Here is a 14231-nt window from a genome sequence, read left to right as displayed (position 1 = left end):
ACTCAGAGGCTCGCCGCGTGGTCGGGGACGTAGGTCTGCAGGTCGCGCGGCGGTCGCTCGTAGCCGGTGGACGGCGGCCGGTCCGGGAGCTCCAGCACCGGAGGCGGCACCTCGTGGTACGGCAGGGAGCTCAGCAGATGGGCGATCATGTTCAGCCGCGCCCGCCGCTTGTCGTCGCTCTCCACGACGTACCACGGCGCCTCACGGATGTCGGTGTGCACCAGCATCTCGTCCTTGGCCCGCGAGTACGCCTCCCAGCGGGTGATCGAATCCAGGTCCATCGACGACAGCTTCCAGCGCCGCAGAGGATCGTCCAGCCGACGCCGGAAACGCTCCTGCTGCTCGGTGTCGCTCACCGAGAACCAGTACTTGCGCAGCAGGATCCCGTCCTCCACCAGCATCCGCTCGAAGATCGGGCACTGGCGCAGGAAGAGCTGGTGCTCCTCCTTGGTGCAGAAACCCATCACGTGCTCGACCCCGGCCCGGTTGTACCAGCTGCGGTCGAACAGCACGATCTCCCCGCCTGCGGGAAGGTACTCGACGTACCGCTGGAAGTACCACTGGGTGCGCTCGCGCTCGGTGGGCTTGGGCAGAGCCGCGATCCGTGCCACCCGGGGGTTGAGGTACTCGGTGACCCGTTTGATGGTGCTGCCCTTGCCCGCCGCGTCCCGCCCCTCGAAGACCACGACCAGGCGGGCGCCCTCCGTCCGCACCCACTCCTGGAGCTTGACCAGCTCCGTCTGCAGGCGCAGCAGTTCCTTCTCGTACACCTCGCGCGGCAGCTTCGCCGCCTTCTTACCGGCCATGCCGCCTGCCTACCCCTGAGCGCAGAGGAGTTCAACACCATGACCGTACGTGTCGGCATGAACGGCTTCGGTCGCACCTGTCTGCGCGCGGCCATCGACCCGCTCATCCAGTCCGTACGGGCCTGCTCGATCCCCTCCGGGCTGCACGCGACATTCCCGCGCGTGCTGCTCAGCCGGCCTTCCGCCGCGGCCACTGCTCCAGCGTGCCGGTGACGCGGTTCGCCAGGGGTGAGAGGGCTTCACCTGCCTGCCCGGCTTCGGATCAGCGCCGGTGCCGCACGAAGCCGACGTGGACGAACCCCTCGCCCGCGCGTGGCGCACGGGTCCAGGATCGTGTGGTGATGGTGCGGAGGCTGCCTTGGGTCAGCGCGAAGAGGGGGAGCGAGAGCCCGAGTTCGGTGTGCAGCGCCGCCAACAACTGGCGTTCGGCGTCCAGTTGGGGCACTTCCGGGAGGAGCAACCGTGCGGGGTCGAGGGCCTCGGGTATCGCGCCGGAGCGCTGGACCTCCGTACCCCGCACGGTGAACGAGTAGAGTTCCACGCCCTGTTCGGCCACCGACACGTGCAACGCGGCCGGGTGGACACTCGGGGACGAGCGCCCGGGGGGGGGGGGGGGGGACAGGAAGAGGTCGCTCAGGCGGTGCTGGGTTCCCCTTCTTCCCCTTGCTCTGCCTACGGGGTTGCGCGCACGATCACGAGCGAACCTTCGTACGCCGGCTGATCGCGCAGGCGGCCGAATTCTTCGTCCCAGGCCCCGGTTTCCAGGTCGTGGCGCAGGGTTCGGTCGAAGCGCTCACGGGCGTGGTCGTCGACAAAGCTCCACGCCGAACACGCCTGGCGGGCGGCCGGGTCGAGCAGCAGCTCGGGGCGGCCGTAGTACGCCTCGTTGAACCCGTCGGTGCAGTCCAGGGGGATGGGTACGGTCCGGACGGTGCTGGTGCCGCCCAGAGCCGCGGTCAGCTCCTCGACGGGCGGATAGCGGCGGGCCTCGGTGTCCAGCACCTCGGGTGCGTACCGGTACAGCCAGAAATCCCGGACCAGGTCGGGATCGCAGGTCAGGATGACCACAGGCCCGTGGGTCACGCGCCGCATCTCGCGCAGCCCGGCTTTGAAGTCCGACCACTGGTGCACGCTGAACAGCGTCATCGCCGCGTCGAACGCGCCGTCGGCGAAGGGCAGATCCTCGGCCACGGCATCGACCGCGGGAGAGAGCTGCGTCGGCCGCTGGGCCCGCATCGACTCCGAGGGCTCGACGGCCGTCACCAGACGCGCAGCGTTCTCGTACGAGCCGGCGCCGGCGCCGACGTTGAGGACCTTCCCGGCGTCGCCCAGGGCCTCGGCGATGAACCGGGCGATCCGGTCGTCCGGCCGACGGTAGGAGGAGTATCCGGAGCCGATGGCGCCGTAGTCGACGTCGCCGGCACTGCCGTCGTGGGTGCGTATGGTCATGGGGTCTTACCTCGCCTCGTGAGCAGGGTGTGGGCACACTCCGGAAGTGGTCCGCGAACACTTCGATGCCCCGCAGCCACCTGCGGACAGTACTGCCGTGATCTCCGTCTTCCACTGGGCCGCCTCCTCCGCAGGGCATCTACTTTCCCTCATCCTGCATCTGCGGCCGATATTCGACAATCTCCTGGCAAATGCTTAGCTGATGACACGAAGGGCATTGCGTGTGAGGAGGAGATGTTGGAGGTAGTAACAATGCGTACCGCAGGTTGTCGAGCCGTAAGGGGCGGATCTCGGAGCCGGGGCCCTGCCGTCGTCATGGCGCGCCCCTGCGCGGCCCCTGCAGCGCGAGTCCGCTGATCAAGGCTCCCGGCCGCCGGTCGTGCCGGGGCTTCTGTACGCCGTCGGCGGTCGGCCGAGGAGCTTCTTGAACGCGGCCGTGTAGGCGGCGGGGTTGTCGTAGCCCAGCATGGCCGCGATACGCGTGATGGGCATGCCTGCGGTCAGGTGCTGCAAGGAGTGAAGGACGCAGGCGCGCTGCCGCCACTGCGAGAAGCTCAGGCCCGTGCCGCGCTGGAAGAGGCGGGCGAGGGTGCGTTCGCTGATGTTGAGGGCGGTGCACCACCGTGCGGGCGGGTCATGGATGTCCGGCTTCTGCAGAAACGCCTCGCACAGGCGGCGCAGTTGGGGTTCGGGCGGCAGGGGCACGTCGAGCGGCAGCGGGGCGAGGTTCTTGAGCTCGTGGAGGATGAGGGCAGCGACCGCCGCCTCGCGGCTGTGTTCGTGGTGGTGCGGCTCCATCTCGACGGCTTCCAGGATCAGCGCCCGGAGCAGGGTGGAGACGTCGACGGCCTGGCAGCGGACGGGAAACCACGGAACGGTGGCGGGTTCGATGTAGAGGCTGCGGGTGCTGACCCCGCTCATCGTGACCTGGTGTCGGGTCAGGGGCGGGATGAGGACCGCGCGGGCGGTGGGAATCGTCCAGCTGCCGTCCACCGTCTCGACCTGCATGACGCCGGTGGCCGCGTAAAGGACCTGGGCGCGGCGGTGCTCGTGCCAGACGAGTAGGTGGTCATGGGGGTAGTCGGTGCCGATGGCCAGCACGGCACAGTCGAGGTCGTCCACGTTCGCGACCGGGATGTTGTGCATGCCGCGAGGTTACGCGGGGCAGCGGCCCCGTGTCTGCTGCGCGTAGGAAGGTGGCAATTCATCGATTGCCCGCCAACCTTCGTGATCCATAGCGTTGTGCCGGTGCTGACCTCGTTCTTCTCCCTCCTGTTCTTCGGATGCCTGACCGGCGTCACGACCGTGCTCTTCGGCTTCGGCGGCGGCTTGATCACGGTCCCCGTCATCTACGGCGTACTGACCGCCACGGCTCGTCCAGGAGCGGACGCCATGCATGTCGCGGTGGCGACCTCGGCGGCGGTCATGGTCGTGAACGCCGTGGTGGCGACGTCGGCCCAGTGGCGTCAGGGCCGGCTGCGCAGCGCATACCTCTGGCCCCTGGCGGGGTTCATCGCGATCGGTGCCTGCGCCGGATCCTTCGCGGCCACCTTGGTCGGCGGTACGGCACTGCGCCTGCTGTTCACCGCCTACCTGCTGGTGGCGATCACCGACAGTCTGCTGCGGAAGGGCTTCCTCTCCGTGGCCCATCAGATACCTGCCAAGTCCCTGGACCGGGGCACCACCACGCTCGGCGGCATGGGCATCGGCCTGGTGGCCGCCGCGCTGGGAGTGGGCGGCAGCGTCATGACGGTGCCACTGCTGCGGCGTAGGGGCTTGCTCATGGCCGAGGCGACCGCCATGGCCAACCCGCTGAGCGTCCCCGTCGCCGTGGCCGGAACCCTCGTCTACGCCCTCGCCCCCACCGCGGCTTCCGGCGTGGGACAGTTCGGTTACGTCCATGTTCCCGCGGGCGCTGCCCTGCTCGTCGGATCGCTGCCCACCATCGCCGCGATGAGGCGCGTCACCGGCCGCGTTCCGGACCGTGTCCACTCCGCCGCCTATGTGGTCCTGCTCCTGGTCGTCCTGATCGTGATGGTGACCATGGGAATCTGAGGCGATGGGTGGTTGAACTCCTTTCCGCATAGCCCGAGTTGCCTTTGAGGATCGCCGTGCAGACCTCCGACGGCCGCGCATCGGGCCGCCAGTGACCGGCCGATCGTGCGCTGCGGCCACCTCACCACCCGCCCCGGGCGCGGGCACGCGAACTGGCCCACGCGGCCCACACGTCCCTGCCCGCCCCCGGAATCGACCTGACTCTGCCGCGCATTGCGTCGTTCACATGGCAGGACCTCACCGACGCTACAAGCCGAAGGCGCCGCCCTCGACCAGGATGAGCAGGCCCAGAGCGATCAGGACCAGTGGCAGCAGCACGTCGCCCCAGCGGCTGAGTGCCCTGGCGACGACGGGGCGGGTGGCGAAGAACCGCCCGGCGACACGAGGCTGTGGCGCCGGGTGAAGGGGAGCGGGCGGTCAGCGACCGGGTCCGGGACCTGGCGAACGAGCTGTTCGGGACGACCCGGCACTGGCACAAGCGGATCGTGCGGTCCGGGCCGAGGGCCTCTTCGGCGACGAGCTGCTGGCGACGATGAAACGCGGCGCCTACCTGATCAACACGGCACGCGCGAGGATCGTCGACCGTTACGCGGTGGCCCGCGCCCTGCGCAGCGGACGCCTCGCCGGGTACGCCGGTGACGTCCGGTACCCGCAGCCCGCCCCCGCCGACCACCCCTGGCGCACCATGCCGCACCACGGCATGACCCCGCGCATCTCCGGCTCCACCCTTTCCGCCCAGGCCCGCTACGCGGCCGGCACCTGCGAGATCCTGGAGTCCTGGTTCGAGGGTCGCCCGATCCGGGAGGAGTACCCGATCGTCGACGGCGGAGCTTTGACCGGAACCGGCGCGCACTCCTACTCCGTCACCAAGTGATCTGCGGAGGACTCTTTCCGCCGGTACCTGCCGATCAGGTCGAGGGAGCGATCGACAGTTCGCCCCGGACCCTGTGACCACGGGTGTGGATTTGTCGCGCCCGCTCAGCGCACCCGCCCTCGCGGCTTCAGCGACGGAGACGACCGCGTGGTCGAGCCCCCGGCTCCTTCCGGACTAGCGCGCTGTATCAGCCAGATCGGCCACCAGCCGCTTGGCGAGTCGCTCGGAGGAAGTGGGGTTCTGGCCGGTGTACAGATTGCGGTCGACCACCAAGAACGGGAGCAGGGGCAGGCGTGCCTTGAGGTAGTCCGCACCGCCCTCGCGGAGGCGGTCCTCCAGGAACCAGGGAGCCTTACGGCCGAAACTGTTGAGCTTTTCCTCGGTGTTGGAGAGGCCGGTCATCCGGTACCCGGCGAACGGCCAAGTCCCGTCCTCGTTCTTGGCCGCCAGTGTGGCGGCCGGCGCGTGGCACAGGAGTGCCAACGGCTTGCCGGAGTGGAGTACCCGGGTGAGCAGTGCGCCCGAGACCGGGTCGTACGCCAGATCCTCCATCGGGCCGTGTCCACCGGGGTAGAACACCACGTCGAACTGGGCCGGGTCGATGTTCTCCAGTGCATCGGGGCTGTTCAGCCGGCTCTGGATGGAGTCCAGGTACCTGGCGACCTCGCGCAGCTTGGAAGGGAGGCCGGCGGTGCGGGACATGCTGAGCCGGTCCAGTGTCGGGGCCTTCCCGCCCGGGGTGGCGATCGTGATGTCCCACCCTGCCTCACTGAAGATCTTGTGCGGCATGGCCAGTTCCTCACCCCAGAACCCTGAGGGGTGCTTTGTTCCATCGTTCAGCGTCCAGTGATCGGCTGCGGACACGACGAAAAGGACCGCGGTCATCTGAGCCTCTTCCTGCTGTGGTGGTGACGGATCTGGCGCCCTGGGTCGGCGGGACACGACGTCACGGGGGCGGTGATCGGCTCGGTGACCCGCTGTGAAGGCCGACCGCCGAGCGATGTGTACGTTGCTCACATGAGCCTATGAGGCAATGCAGACAGTGTCAACATTCCTTCCGGTGCCGGGGTGTGCGTCGCCCGTCGCCGAGGGGGGAGTCATCCGGACTTGGAGAGGGTGCGAGCCGGGCACGCCCACGCGGCCCTGTCCGGCGCGCCCCCTTCCTGTGTGAGCTTCGTCCGGCAGGAGGGGCTGATCGGAAGTCCGATGGGGCGCCCGTATGCGCCGGTTGCGCGCTGCGGTGGGTGCACCAACGATGGATCGGGGGGTTTCGTCCGGGGGGTGACCGTCACCAGCAGCGGCCGGTCCGTCAGGCCGCACGACTGGGCACTCGTGTGCCCGAGACGTGGAGTGAGTGAGCGTGACCGATCTTCCACCGCCGATCACCCCGTACCTCGAACCCGCCGCGAAGGAGCTGGCCGAGGCGACCGACCTGCACCCCCGGATCTACGAGGTCCCCCCGGAGAAGGGGCGTGACATCCTGCTCGGTCTGCAGAGCGACCCCAGTGTGCCCCGTCCGGACGTCGACGAGGAGTGGGTCGAGGTGGGCGCCGGCGAGTGGGGAACGGTCCGTACCCGCATCGTCCGGCCCAAGGGGGCGACCGGGCCGCTGCCGGTGGTGTTCTACATCCACGGCGCGGGCTGGGTCTTCGGAGACGACAAGACCCATGACCGCCTCTTCCGTGAACTGACCGTCGGCGCGAACGCCTCGGGTGTCTTTCCCGTCTACGACCGCGCGCCGGAAGCGAAGTACCCCACCCAGGTGGAGCAGAACTATGCCGTGGGTCAGTGGGTCATGAAGCACGGTGCGGAGCACGGCCTGGACACCTCACGCGTCGCCGTCACCGGCGAATCGGTCGGCGGCTGCATGTCTGCGGTGTTTGCGCTGATGAACAAGGAGCGCGGCGGGATCGACCTCAAGGCCCAGTGCCTCCTCTACCCGGTGACCAATGCCGACTTCGACACCCCCTCCTACCTGCAGTTCGCCGAGGGCTACTACCTCACCCGCGACGGCATGAAGTGGTTCTGGGACGCCTACACCACCGACGACGCCGAGCGCGCAGAGGTGCACGCCTCTCCGCTCCAGGCGTCCCTGGAGGAACTCCGGGGGCTGCCCACCACCCTGGTCATCACCGACGAGGCCGACGTGCTGCGCGACGAGGGCGAGCAGTACGCCAACAAGATGCGCGAGGCCGGTGTCGACGTCACCTCGGTCCGCGTGGCCGGCATGGTGCACGACTTCCTCCTCCTGGACAGTCTGCGCGACACGCGGGCCGCCAACATCGCCCGCAAGATCGCCATCGACTTCCTGAGGGCGGCGCTGCACGGCGGCTGAGGCAGCCGCACATCAGCTCCCCCTGCACAGGGACTCGCGGGCCGGGTCCGTCGACGCCCTCGTGGCGTGGGCGGGTCCGGCCTGCGTCGCCCCTCCGTGAGAGTGTTGACGGTGCTTACGCGGCGCCCTGTGCTGCGGACAGCCACGCCCGGTAGCGGCGCAGTGCCCGTCGCTGCTTTCGCTGCTCGGAGATGAGGGCGAATGCAGGGTGGGTGTTGGGCGTGGGGCGGCTTCCGCGGGCGATGCGACGCAACTGGTGGCGGACCTGTGCCATGCCGGCGGCCGAGGCGAGGGCCTTGTCGGACCAGGTGACCGGCCGCAGCTGCTCGTCGGCCTCACGGCCCTGGCGCCAGCGGTCGGGCAGGTCCGGGGTGACGGCCAGGGCGGTGCCCATCCCGATGATCGCCACGCCGCTGTCGAGGACCCGCTCCGCGGTGTGGCGCCGGGCGATGCCGCCGGTGAGCATCAGCGGCAGCGGGCTGGTCTTGACCAGGTCCTTCGCCAGGTCGAGGAAGTACGCCTCGCGGGCCTGGGTGCGCGCGCCGGCCGGGCGGCCCGACATCGCCGGGCTCTCGTAGCTGCCGCCGGACAGTTCGACCAGGTCGACGCCGAGCGGTGCGAGCATCTCGATCACCTGGCGTGCGTCGTCGGCGTCGAAGCCGCCGCGCTGGAAGTCGGCGGAGTTGAGTTTCACCGCGACGGCGAAGGACGGGGAGACAGCGGAGCGCACGGCGCGGACGACGTCCAGCAGCATCCGGGCGCGGTTCTCCAGCGATCCGCCCCACTGGTCGGTGCGCTTGTTGACCAGGGGGGACAGGAACTGCGACAGCAGGTAGCCGTGCGCGGCGTGGACCTCCACACCGTCGAAGCCCGCCTGCTCGGCGCGCTGGGCGGTGACCGCGTACCGGGTCACGGTGGCCTGGATCTGCTCGGGCGTCATGGCGACGGGGCGTCCGAAGCGGCTGCTGTGCTTGCCCAGATCGACGGCGACCGCGGACGGGCCCCACACGACGCCGGGCATGTCGGACCCGATCTGGCGGCCGGGGTGGTTGATCTGCATCCAGATCGCCCCGCCGCCGGCCTTGCCGGCCTTGGCCCACGCGATGAACGGCTCCAGCGGTGCCGCCTCGTCGAGCACCACGCCGGCGGGGCCGGTCAGCGCCTCGGCGTGGACCATGACGTTGCCCGTGATCAGCAGTCCGGTGCCGCCGACGGCCCACCGGCGGTACAGCCCGAACAGCTCCTTGTCCGGGAGCTGGCCGTCGCCGGCCATGTTCTCCTCCATGGCCGCCTTCGCGATCCGGTTGTTCAACACCTGCCCGGAACGCAGGGACAGTGGCGAGAACAGCTCGCTGGTCATCCGAGTTTTCCTCTCGATCTCGATCGCTTACGATGTGTGCAGCGTTCACATTAAGACACTGATGTAAGCGTCGTAAACATGAGGGAGTGTGACCCATGCCGCAAGCGAGCAGCTCGTATCACCACGGCGATCTGCGCGCCGCCTGTCTGCGCGCCGCGCGGGAACTGCTCGAGGAGGACGGCAGCGCCGGGCTGTCCCTGCGGGCGGTGGCACGGCGGGCCGGCGTATCGGCGACGGCTCCCTACCGCCACTACGCGGACCGCGACGCGCTCGTCTCCGCGGTCGCCGCGCAGGGCTACCGCGAACTCGCCGAATACCTGGCCGCGGCGCATCCCTCGCCCACGACTCCCGACCAGCTCGCGGCGGTCGCCGTCGCCTACGTCCGTTTCGCGTTGGAGCGCCCGGCGCTGTTCCGGGTGATGTTCGCCGAGCCCTGCGATCCGAACAGCGAGGAACGGGTCAGGGCGACCACCGCCATCTCGGAATACGTACGCGGCATCGTCCGCGGCGCCTTCCCCGGCGCCGATCCGGACGCGCTGGCGACCACGGTCTGGGCCCTCGTCCACGGCTTGGCCTTCCTGCACCTCGACGGCAAGCTCGACACCTCCACCCCCGAGGTGGTCGCCGACCAGGTCCGCTCCGCCGTCCATGCGCTGTTCACCGCCCCTGCGGCGATGTCACGAACGACAGTCGCACCGCACGAGCAGGCGAGGGCGTAGCGGGTCGCGTGCCATCAGGGGCTCCTGCGGCCGGCGGTGCGAGAAACCGTTGCTTCTGTTTCTCGGTCGCGACCGGGTGGAGCATGTGTACGTTCCCCCCGCCGGGAGCCATGAGTTGAGCGGCGCTGGGCCCGATCGGCGAGTAGCCGGCCTATCGGATCACGGCGCGACCGGTGCGACACGGGCAAGGTGCGGCACCTTCTCGACGCCGTCGACGCCTCGCCCACCCGCAACCCGGCCTTCCGCCGCCTCTGGCTCGCTATCAACTAGCTCGATCATCGCTGCCGTTCAACGATCCGCCGCACCGGCAGCTGACAGGAGGGGACACCCGTATGCCACTCATCTCACTGGTCCGGCACGGCCAGGCGTCCTTCGGAGCGCAGGACTACGACGCCCTCTCCGACGTCGGCCGTGAACAGGCCACTGCCGTCGGCCGGGAACTCGCCCGCCGCGGCCTGCGCGACCCACACCTCTTGACCGGCACCCTCACCCGCCAACGCGACACGGCCCAACTCCTTGCGGAGGCGGCCGGATTCAAGGAGCCCGTGCGCGAAGACCCGCGCTGGAACGAGTACGACCACCTCGCCCTTCTGGCCCGGTACACCGACCCGGCCCCGGCGGGCCAGGGGGACTCCCGTGCCGTACAGGGGCTGCTCGACCGAGCGCTGGAGGCGTGGATCGAGGACACGGAGGAGACCGGCCCCGCCGGATGGACCGCCTTCGAGAACCGGAGCACGGCCGCGCTGACCGAGCTGTCCACCACGCTCGGCCGGGGCCGTGATGCGGTCGTCGTCACCTCGGGCGGCGTCCTCGCCGCGCTCTGCGGTGCCCTGCTGTCCCTGCCGCCCGCCGGAGTCGTCGCCCTCAACAGGGTCACGGTCAACGCCGCCATCACCACCCTCGTCGTGGGCGGCTCCGGCACCAGCCTCCTCACCTTCAACGACCACGCCCACTTCACCGGTGACCGGCATCTCCTGCGCACCTATCGCTGACGCCTGTCACAGACGGTGTCCTCGGCCTGGACCAGCTTCTTTTCACTCCGGAAGACGCGCGTGATGGGAGGTCACGTTTGGTCGAGAGGCCCGGGGAGCTAAACATTGACCTGCCTCCGCTGGTGCCGACGGTCTGCTTTCAACGGACCGTGACGGTCTGCCGGCAGGGCAGCGACATGTTCAGGAGGCAAGTGTTGAGTGCGGACCGTTTCAGGTTCCGGGTGCGACCAGTGTGCGCGGTGTTTCCCTGTCCGGTGCGAACGCTCGGGTCCGATGAGCCCGTCCCCGTCTTCGAGCCCTCGCGGACTCTCCCGGCCTTTCGACGGTGATGGCTGATGCCCGGTCGGAAGGAGCGCGAGACGGCACATCCAGAGGGGTGGGGCGCGGCGGGGCTGACCCGGCCGAGCCGGGGATGGTGGCTGGGTGCCGGGCTTCTCGTGGCAGCCGCGATCGTGGTCGCTGTCTCGCGGTGGCAGGAGCTCGTGGAGGCGTCCCGCCTCATCTCCCGGGTTCGCCTGCCCGAAATGGCCGTCGCCGTGGTGTGCGAGGCGCTGTCGATCACGTGCTTCGCCGCTGTGCCGTGGCAGTTGCTGCGGGCGGGCGGCGTATGGTGGCGCCTGCGGCGCGTGACTGCGATCACGGTGGCTGCCAACGCCGTGGCCGGCGCGCTGCCCGGCGGGGCGGTCTTCTCGGCCGCCTGGGTCTTCCGGCAGCTGTGCCGACGGGGTGTGGAGCAGGTGCTCGCGGCCACCGTGCTGGTCCTCGCCGGTGCGCTGTCGGCGGTGAGCCTGTTCGGTCTGCTCGTGATCGGCATGTTCACCGTCGGCTCGACCGGGTCGAGCGCCGTGGTGCGCCCCGTGGTCGGTGTGCTGGCGTTGGCGCTCGGGAGTGGGGTGGTGGCCTTCGGTCTGTTCCGCTTCACGAGCTTCCGCAGTGCGGTACGAGGGACGTGGACAAGGGCAGGGCTGCGCTCCGAGCGTGTACAGAAGACGCAGCGGGCGTTGGTCCGCCTGGTTGACCAGGCCCGTGACTTGCAGCCCGGATTCCGGCCGTGGTTGTGGCCGTTGTCTCTCGCACTGTTGAACTGGGTTTTCGACGCCGCGTGTCTGGCCGCCTGCCTGTGGGCGTTGGGCACCGGTGTGCCCTGGCAGGGGTTGCTGCTCGCGTACACGCTCACGCAGATTTCCGGCAGCCTGCGCCTGACTCCCGGCGGCCTGGGCGTGGTCGAGGCGAGTCTGGCCACGTTGCTCGTCCTGTATGGCCTGAGTCCGGGCGCTGCGATCGCGGCGACGCTCCTGTACCGGGCTGTCAGCTACTGGGCGCTGCAACCGCTGGGCTGGGCATGCTGGTTCGGAGTGACCTTCCGCACCGGAACGGAGGGGCGTACGGACGGTGGCACGCACGGGCACGGGGGCCGCAACCCCCCGGAGCGGACGGGGACATGAGCCCCACCCGGACCAGCCACCGCCGAGCCTTGGACACTGTGTTGCTCAGCGCCGAAGGCCGGGGTCCACGATCACCCGCGTACCGGCCTGTCGCAGAGCGCCGTCGGTGCCGAGGAGACCGTCAGGGACGCGGAGGTCGCGGCGCGGCCGGTGCGGTGGCGCACGTCGCGGGCGCCGCGGCCGCGGCTGTGCCTCCCGACACCCGGCGCGACGGCAGCTCGGCCCCGCACACGGGCCGTATGGGCCTGGCCCCGCCTCCCGCCGGCCCGCGCACCGCCTCTCCCGATGCGGCTGCCCGAACGAGGCTCGTGTGCCGGCCGGGTCTCGATCACGCATCCGGGACCGGGGAAGATCTCTGTCTCATGACCGTCTTCGTAGCGCCTGGGCTGTGGGTCCCGTGACCAGGCGGGCGTCGGATGCCGCCCGGGCTTTTGCCGCAGGACGGGCGCGGCTCGTCGGGCGGGCGCATCCTGGAGTTGGACGAGCTGCCGCTGGCGAACCGCACGTGTCTTCGCACAGCGGCATCCCGGGCGTGGTGGCACGTGGCGCCGACAGCGCACTCGGGAGCGACCATGAGACTTTCCTTCCTCGAACCTTTGTACAGGCAGTCCGGTCCCTTCGCGTCCGTCTATCTGGACACGTCCCGTGACGCCGCCATCGACGACCCCGATGCCGCCATAGAGCTGCGCTGGCGGCATCTCCGGGACGTCCTTGCGTCAGAGGGAGCGGACCGGGACGCCATCACAGCGGTGGCAGGCACCGTGGGCAGCGACATGGACGTCCCTGGCACCCACGGTCAGGCCGTGTTCACCGCACAGGGACGATTGGCCCTCCTGGATGAGCTGCCTGCACCGCCCGCCCGGGACACGGCACACTTCGGAACCCTGCCGGACACCATGCCACTGATCATCCAGCACGCGCCCGCTGTCCCGTACCTCGCGGTGTACGTGCACTACAGCGGCCGTCACTCGACGGCCGCCATCGGCACCGTGCGCGTCGAAGCCGAGGCGGGAACGTGGCCGATGACCAAGGTCACTCCGGGCCACCGCCTCGACGAGGAGATCCCGGTGGGCGACTGGACACGCGCCGCCGGAGAGATCGGCCGGGAGCTGGAAGGTCACGCACGGCGTATCGATGTCGAGAAGGTGATCGTCGCGGGGGACGCCTGGGCCCGCGGGATCCTCGTCCGTCGGCTTCCGGCCTCCCTGCGCGGGCAGGTCACCACCGTCGACGGCGTCGGCGAGTCCGAGCCGGGGCGGGCACTGCTGGAGCAGCAGCTCGACGGCCTCTTCGAAAGCCGCATGGCCGGGCACGACCGGGCACTTCTGGACGCCTTCCTCGCCGAGCGGGCACGCGGTGGAGCATCCGCGGAAGGCCTTGCCGCCGCCGTGTCGGCGCTGCAGCGCGGCCGAGTCAAGGCCCTTTTCCTCAACGACCACCCGAAGTTGCCGTTCCGCCTGTGGGTCGGTCCCGAACCCGGCCAAATAGCCCTCGCTGAACAGGAGCTGAGCTTCTACGGCATAAGGGAGGTCCGAGAGGAACGGGCCGACGCGGCTCTGGCCCGCGCCCTTGTCGGCACGAAGGCCGAACTGGTCGTGGTACCTGAGCGGGAACGGTGGTTGCGTGAGGGCGTGGGCGTGCTGTTGCGCTACGCCGACCTCGCATTCCGCGAGTGAACAGGCTTCCGGAAGGCGGCACAAGGCTGGATCTCACCGGTGCTCAGTACTCTCTCGGCCACGGCTCGGGTGTGAACCCGTACAGCGGGAGTCCGGCTGACACAGCGTGCGGCGCAGCGCGTGGAGTACGGCTCCTATGCGACCCGTCGGCACCGGACACACCCTCGAGGGTCTTGATCGCCCGGCCCTCGGCCTGAGCCGCCAAGGCAAGGCGGGCCGGCACTCTCCGACCGCCCACGTGGACGGTGTGGAACGGCTCGGGACGGGTTGGACGGGGGCCGGGGCGTGATGCCGCCCATAGGAGCCAGATCACGTCCTATCGCGGATCGTAGAGTCACCCTGTCCCGAGCAGCCCACAAAAGCCCCTAACGGGTTAATTTCGGGCAACTCTCCGAAGTCGGATAGTACGTCACATTCTTGCGCCCGTTTCTGGCCGCCGCTAACCATGTTCCTCGTTGCCGCACAGCGCGACACGGACCCGGCGCACACCGCCAGGCCTGTCTCGTACCCCCGGCAGCAC

At 69.7% G+C, this 14231-nt stretch carries 13 protein-coding genes and 1 pseudogene; 8 read left to right on the top strand and 6 right to left on the bottom strand.

Annotated elements, in window-relative coordinates:
* Positions 1-2 precede the first annotated feature (2 nt).
* Positions 3-806: a polyphosphate kinase 2 gene (gene ppk2 / locus ACIF83_RS06875; RefSeq protein WP_393471228.1), complete on the bottom strand. Its 804-nt coding sequence runs from the start codon at positions 804-806 to the stop codon at positions 3-5.
* Positions 807-845: 39 nt separating this feature from the next.
* Here ppk2 and ACIF83_RS06870 point away from each other — a divergent pair, with 39 nt between their 5' ends.
* Positions 846-1019, top strand: coding sequence for a hypothetical protein (locus ACIF83_RS06870; RefSeq protein ID WP_399724108.1), 174 nt, complete (start codon positions 846-848; stop codon positions 1017-1019).
* A gap of 49 nt (positions 1020-1068) precedes the next feature.
* Here ACIF83_RS06870 and ACIF83_RS06865 read toward each other — a convergent pair whose 3' ends face one another.
* The 3 genes from ACIF83_RS06865 to ACIF83_RS06855 form a co-directional block, all read right to left on the bottom strand.
* Positions 1069-1347: a hypothetical protein gene (locus ACIF83_RS06865; protein WP_399724105.1), complete on the bottom strand. Its 279-nt coding sequence runs from the start codon at positions 1345-1347 to the stop codon at positions 1069-1071.
* A gap of 131 nt (positions 1348-1478) precedes the next feature.
* Positions 1479-2255: a class I SAM-dependent methyltransferase gene (locus tag ACIF83_RS06860; protein WP_398137985.1), complete on the bottom strand. Its 777-nt coding sequence runs from the start codon at positions 2253-2255 to the stop codon at positions 1479-1481.
* 357 nt (positions 2256-2612) lie between these two features.
* Positions 2613-3401: an AraC family transcriptional regulator gene (locus ACIF83_RS06855; RefSeq protein ID WP_399724102.1), complete on the bottom strand. Its 789-nt coding sequence runs from the start codon at positions 3399-3401 to the stop codon at positions 2613-2615.
* Between the two features lie 102 nt (positions 3402-3503).
* Between ACIF83_RS06855 and ACIF83_RS06850 the strand changes: the two genes are divergently transcribed.
* Both ACIF83_RS06850 and ACIF83_RS06845 read left to right on the top strand, forming a co-directional pair.
* Positions 3504-4310 (top strand): sulfite exporter TauE/SafE family protein, encoded by an 807-nt coding sequence (locus ACIF83_RS06850; RefSeq protein ID WP_399724099.1) that lies wholly within the window; start codon positions 3504-3506, stop codon positions 4308-4310.
* A gap of 505 nt (positions 4311-4815) precedes the next feature.
* Positions 4816-5184: pseudogene (locus tag ACIF83_RS06845) on the top strand (NAD(P)-dependent oxidoreductase); the annotation flags it as partial.
* Positions 5185-5358: 174 nt separating this feature from the next.
* Here the strand turns inward: ACIF83_RS06845 and ACIF83_RS06840 are convergent.
* The gene (locus ACIF83_RS06840; RefSeq protein ID WP_399724096.1) at positions 5359-6069 is read right to left on the bottom strand and encodes a type 1 glutamine amidotransferase domain-containing protein; all 711 of its coding nucleotides are present in this window, start codon (positions 6067-6069) and stop codon (positions 5359-5361) included.
* Positions 6070-6544: 475 nt separating this feature from the next.
* Between ACIF83_RS06840 and ACIF83_RS06835 the strand changes: the two genes are divergently transcribed.
* Positions 6545-7519 (top strand): alpha/beta hydrolase, encoded by a 975-nt coding sequence (locus ACIF83_RS06835; RefSeq protein ID WP_399724093.1) that lies wholly within the window; start codon positions 6545-6547, stop codon positions 7517-7519.
* 115 nt (positions 7520-7634) lie between these two features.
* Here ACIF83_RS06835 and ACIF83_RS06830 read toward each other — a convergent pair whose 3' ends face one another.
* Positions 7635-8879, bottom strand: a complete 1245-nt coding sequence (locus ACIF83_RS06830; protein ID WP_399724090.1) for an NADH:flavin oxidoreductase/NADH oxidase family protein — start codon at positions 8877-8879, stop codon at positions 7635-7637.
* A gap of 95 nt (positions 8880-8974) precedes the next feature.
* Between ACIF83_RS06830 and ACIF83_RS06825 the strand changes: the two genes are divergently transcribed.
* From ACIF83_RS06825 to ACIF83_RS06810, 4 genes are all read left to right on the top strand, one after another.
* A complete protein-coding gene (locus ACIF83_RS06825; RefSeq protein WP_393471252.1) occupies positions 8975-9598 on the top strand; it encodes a TetR/AcrR family transcriptional regulator in 624 nt (207 codons plus the stop codon).
* Positions 9599-9930: 332 nt separating this feature from the next.
* Positions 9931-10590, top strand: coding sequence for a histidine phosphatase family protein (locus ACIF83_RS06820; RefSeq protein WP_393471255.1), 660 nt, complete (start codon positions 9931-9933; stop codon positions 10588-10590).
* Between the two features lie 437 nt (positions 10591-11027).
* Positions 11028-12035 (top strand): YbhN family protein, encoded by a 1008-nt coding sequence (locus ACIF83_RS06815; protein WP_399724086.1) that lies wholly within the window; start codon positions 11028-11030, stop codon positions 12033-12035.
* 572 nt (positions 12036-12607) lie between these two features.
* On the top strand, positions 12608-13711 hold the full coding sequence (locus ACIF83_RS06810) for a hypothetical protein (RefSeq protein WP_399724083.1): 1104 nt from the start codon (positions 12608-12610) through the stop codon (positions 13709-13711).
* Positions 13712-14231: the final 520 nt, after the last annotated feature.

It is taken from the genome of Streptomyces sp. NPDC085866, from assembly GCF_044541035.1.
Classification (GTDB): Bacteria; Actinomycetota; Actinomycetes; order Streptomycetales; family Streptomycetaceae; genus Streptomyces.
The sequence above is the reverse complement of the archived record's forward strand: the minus strand, read 5'-3'. Positions and strand labels throughout refer to the sequence as shown.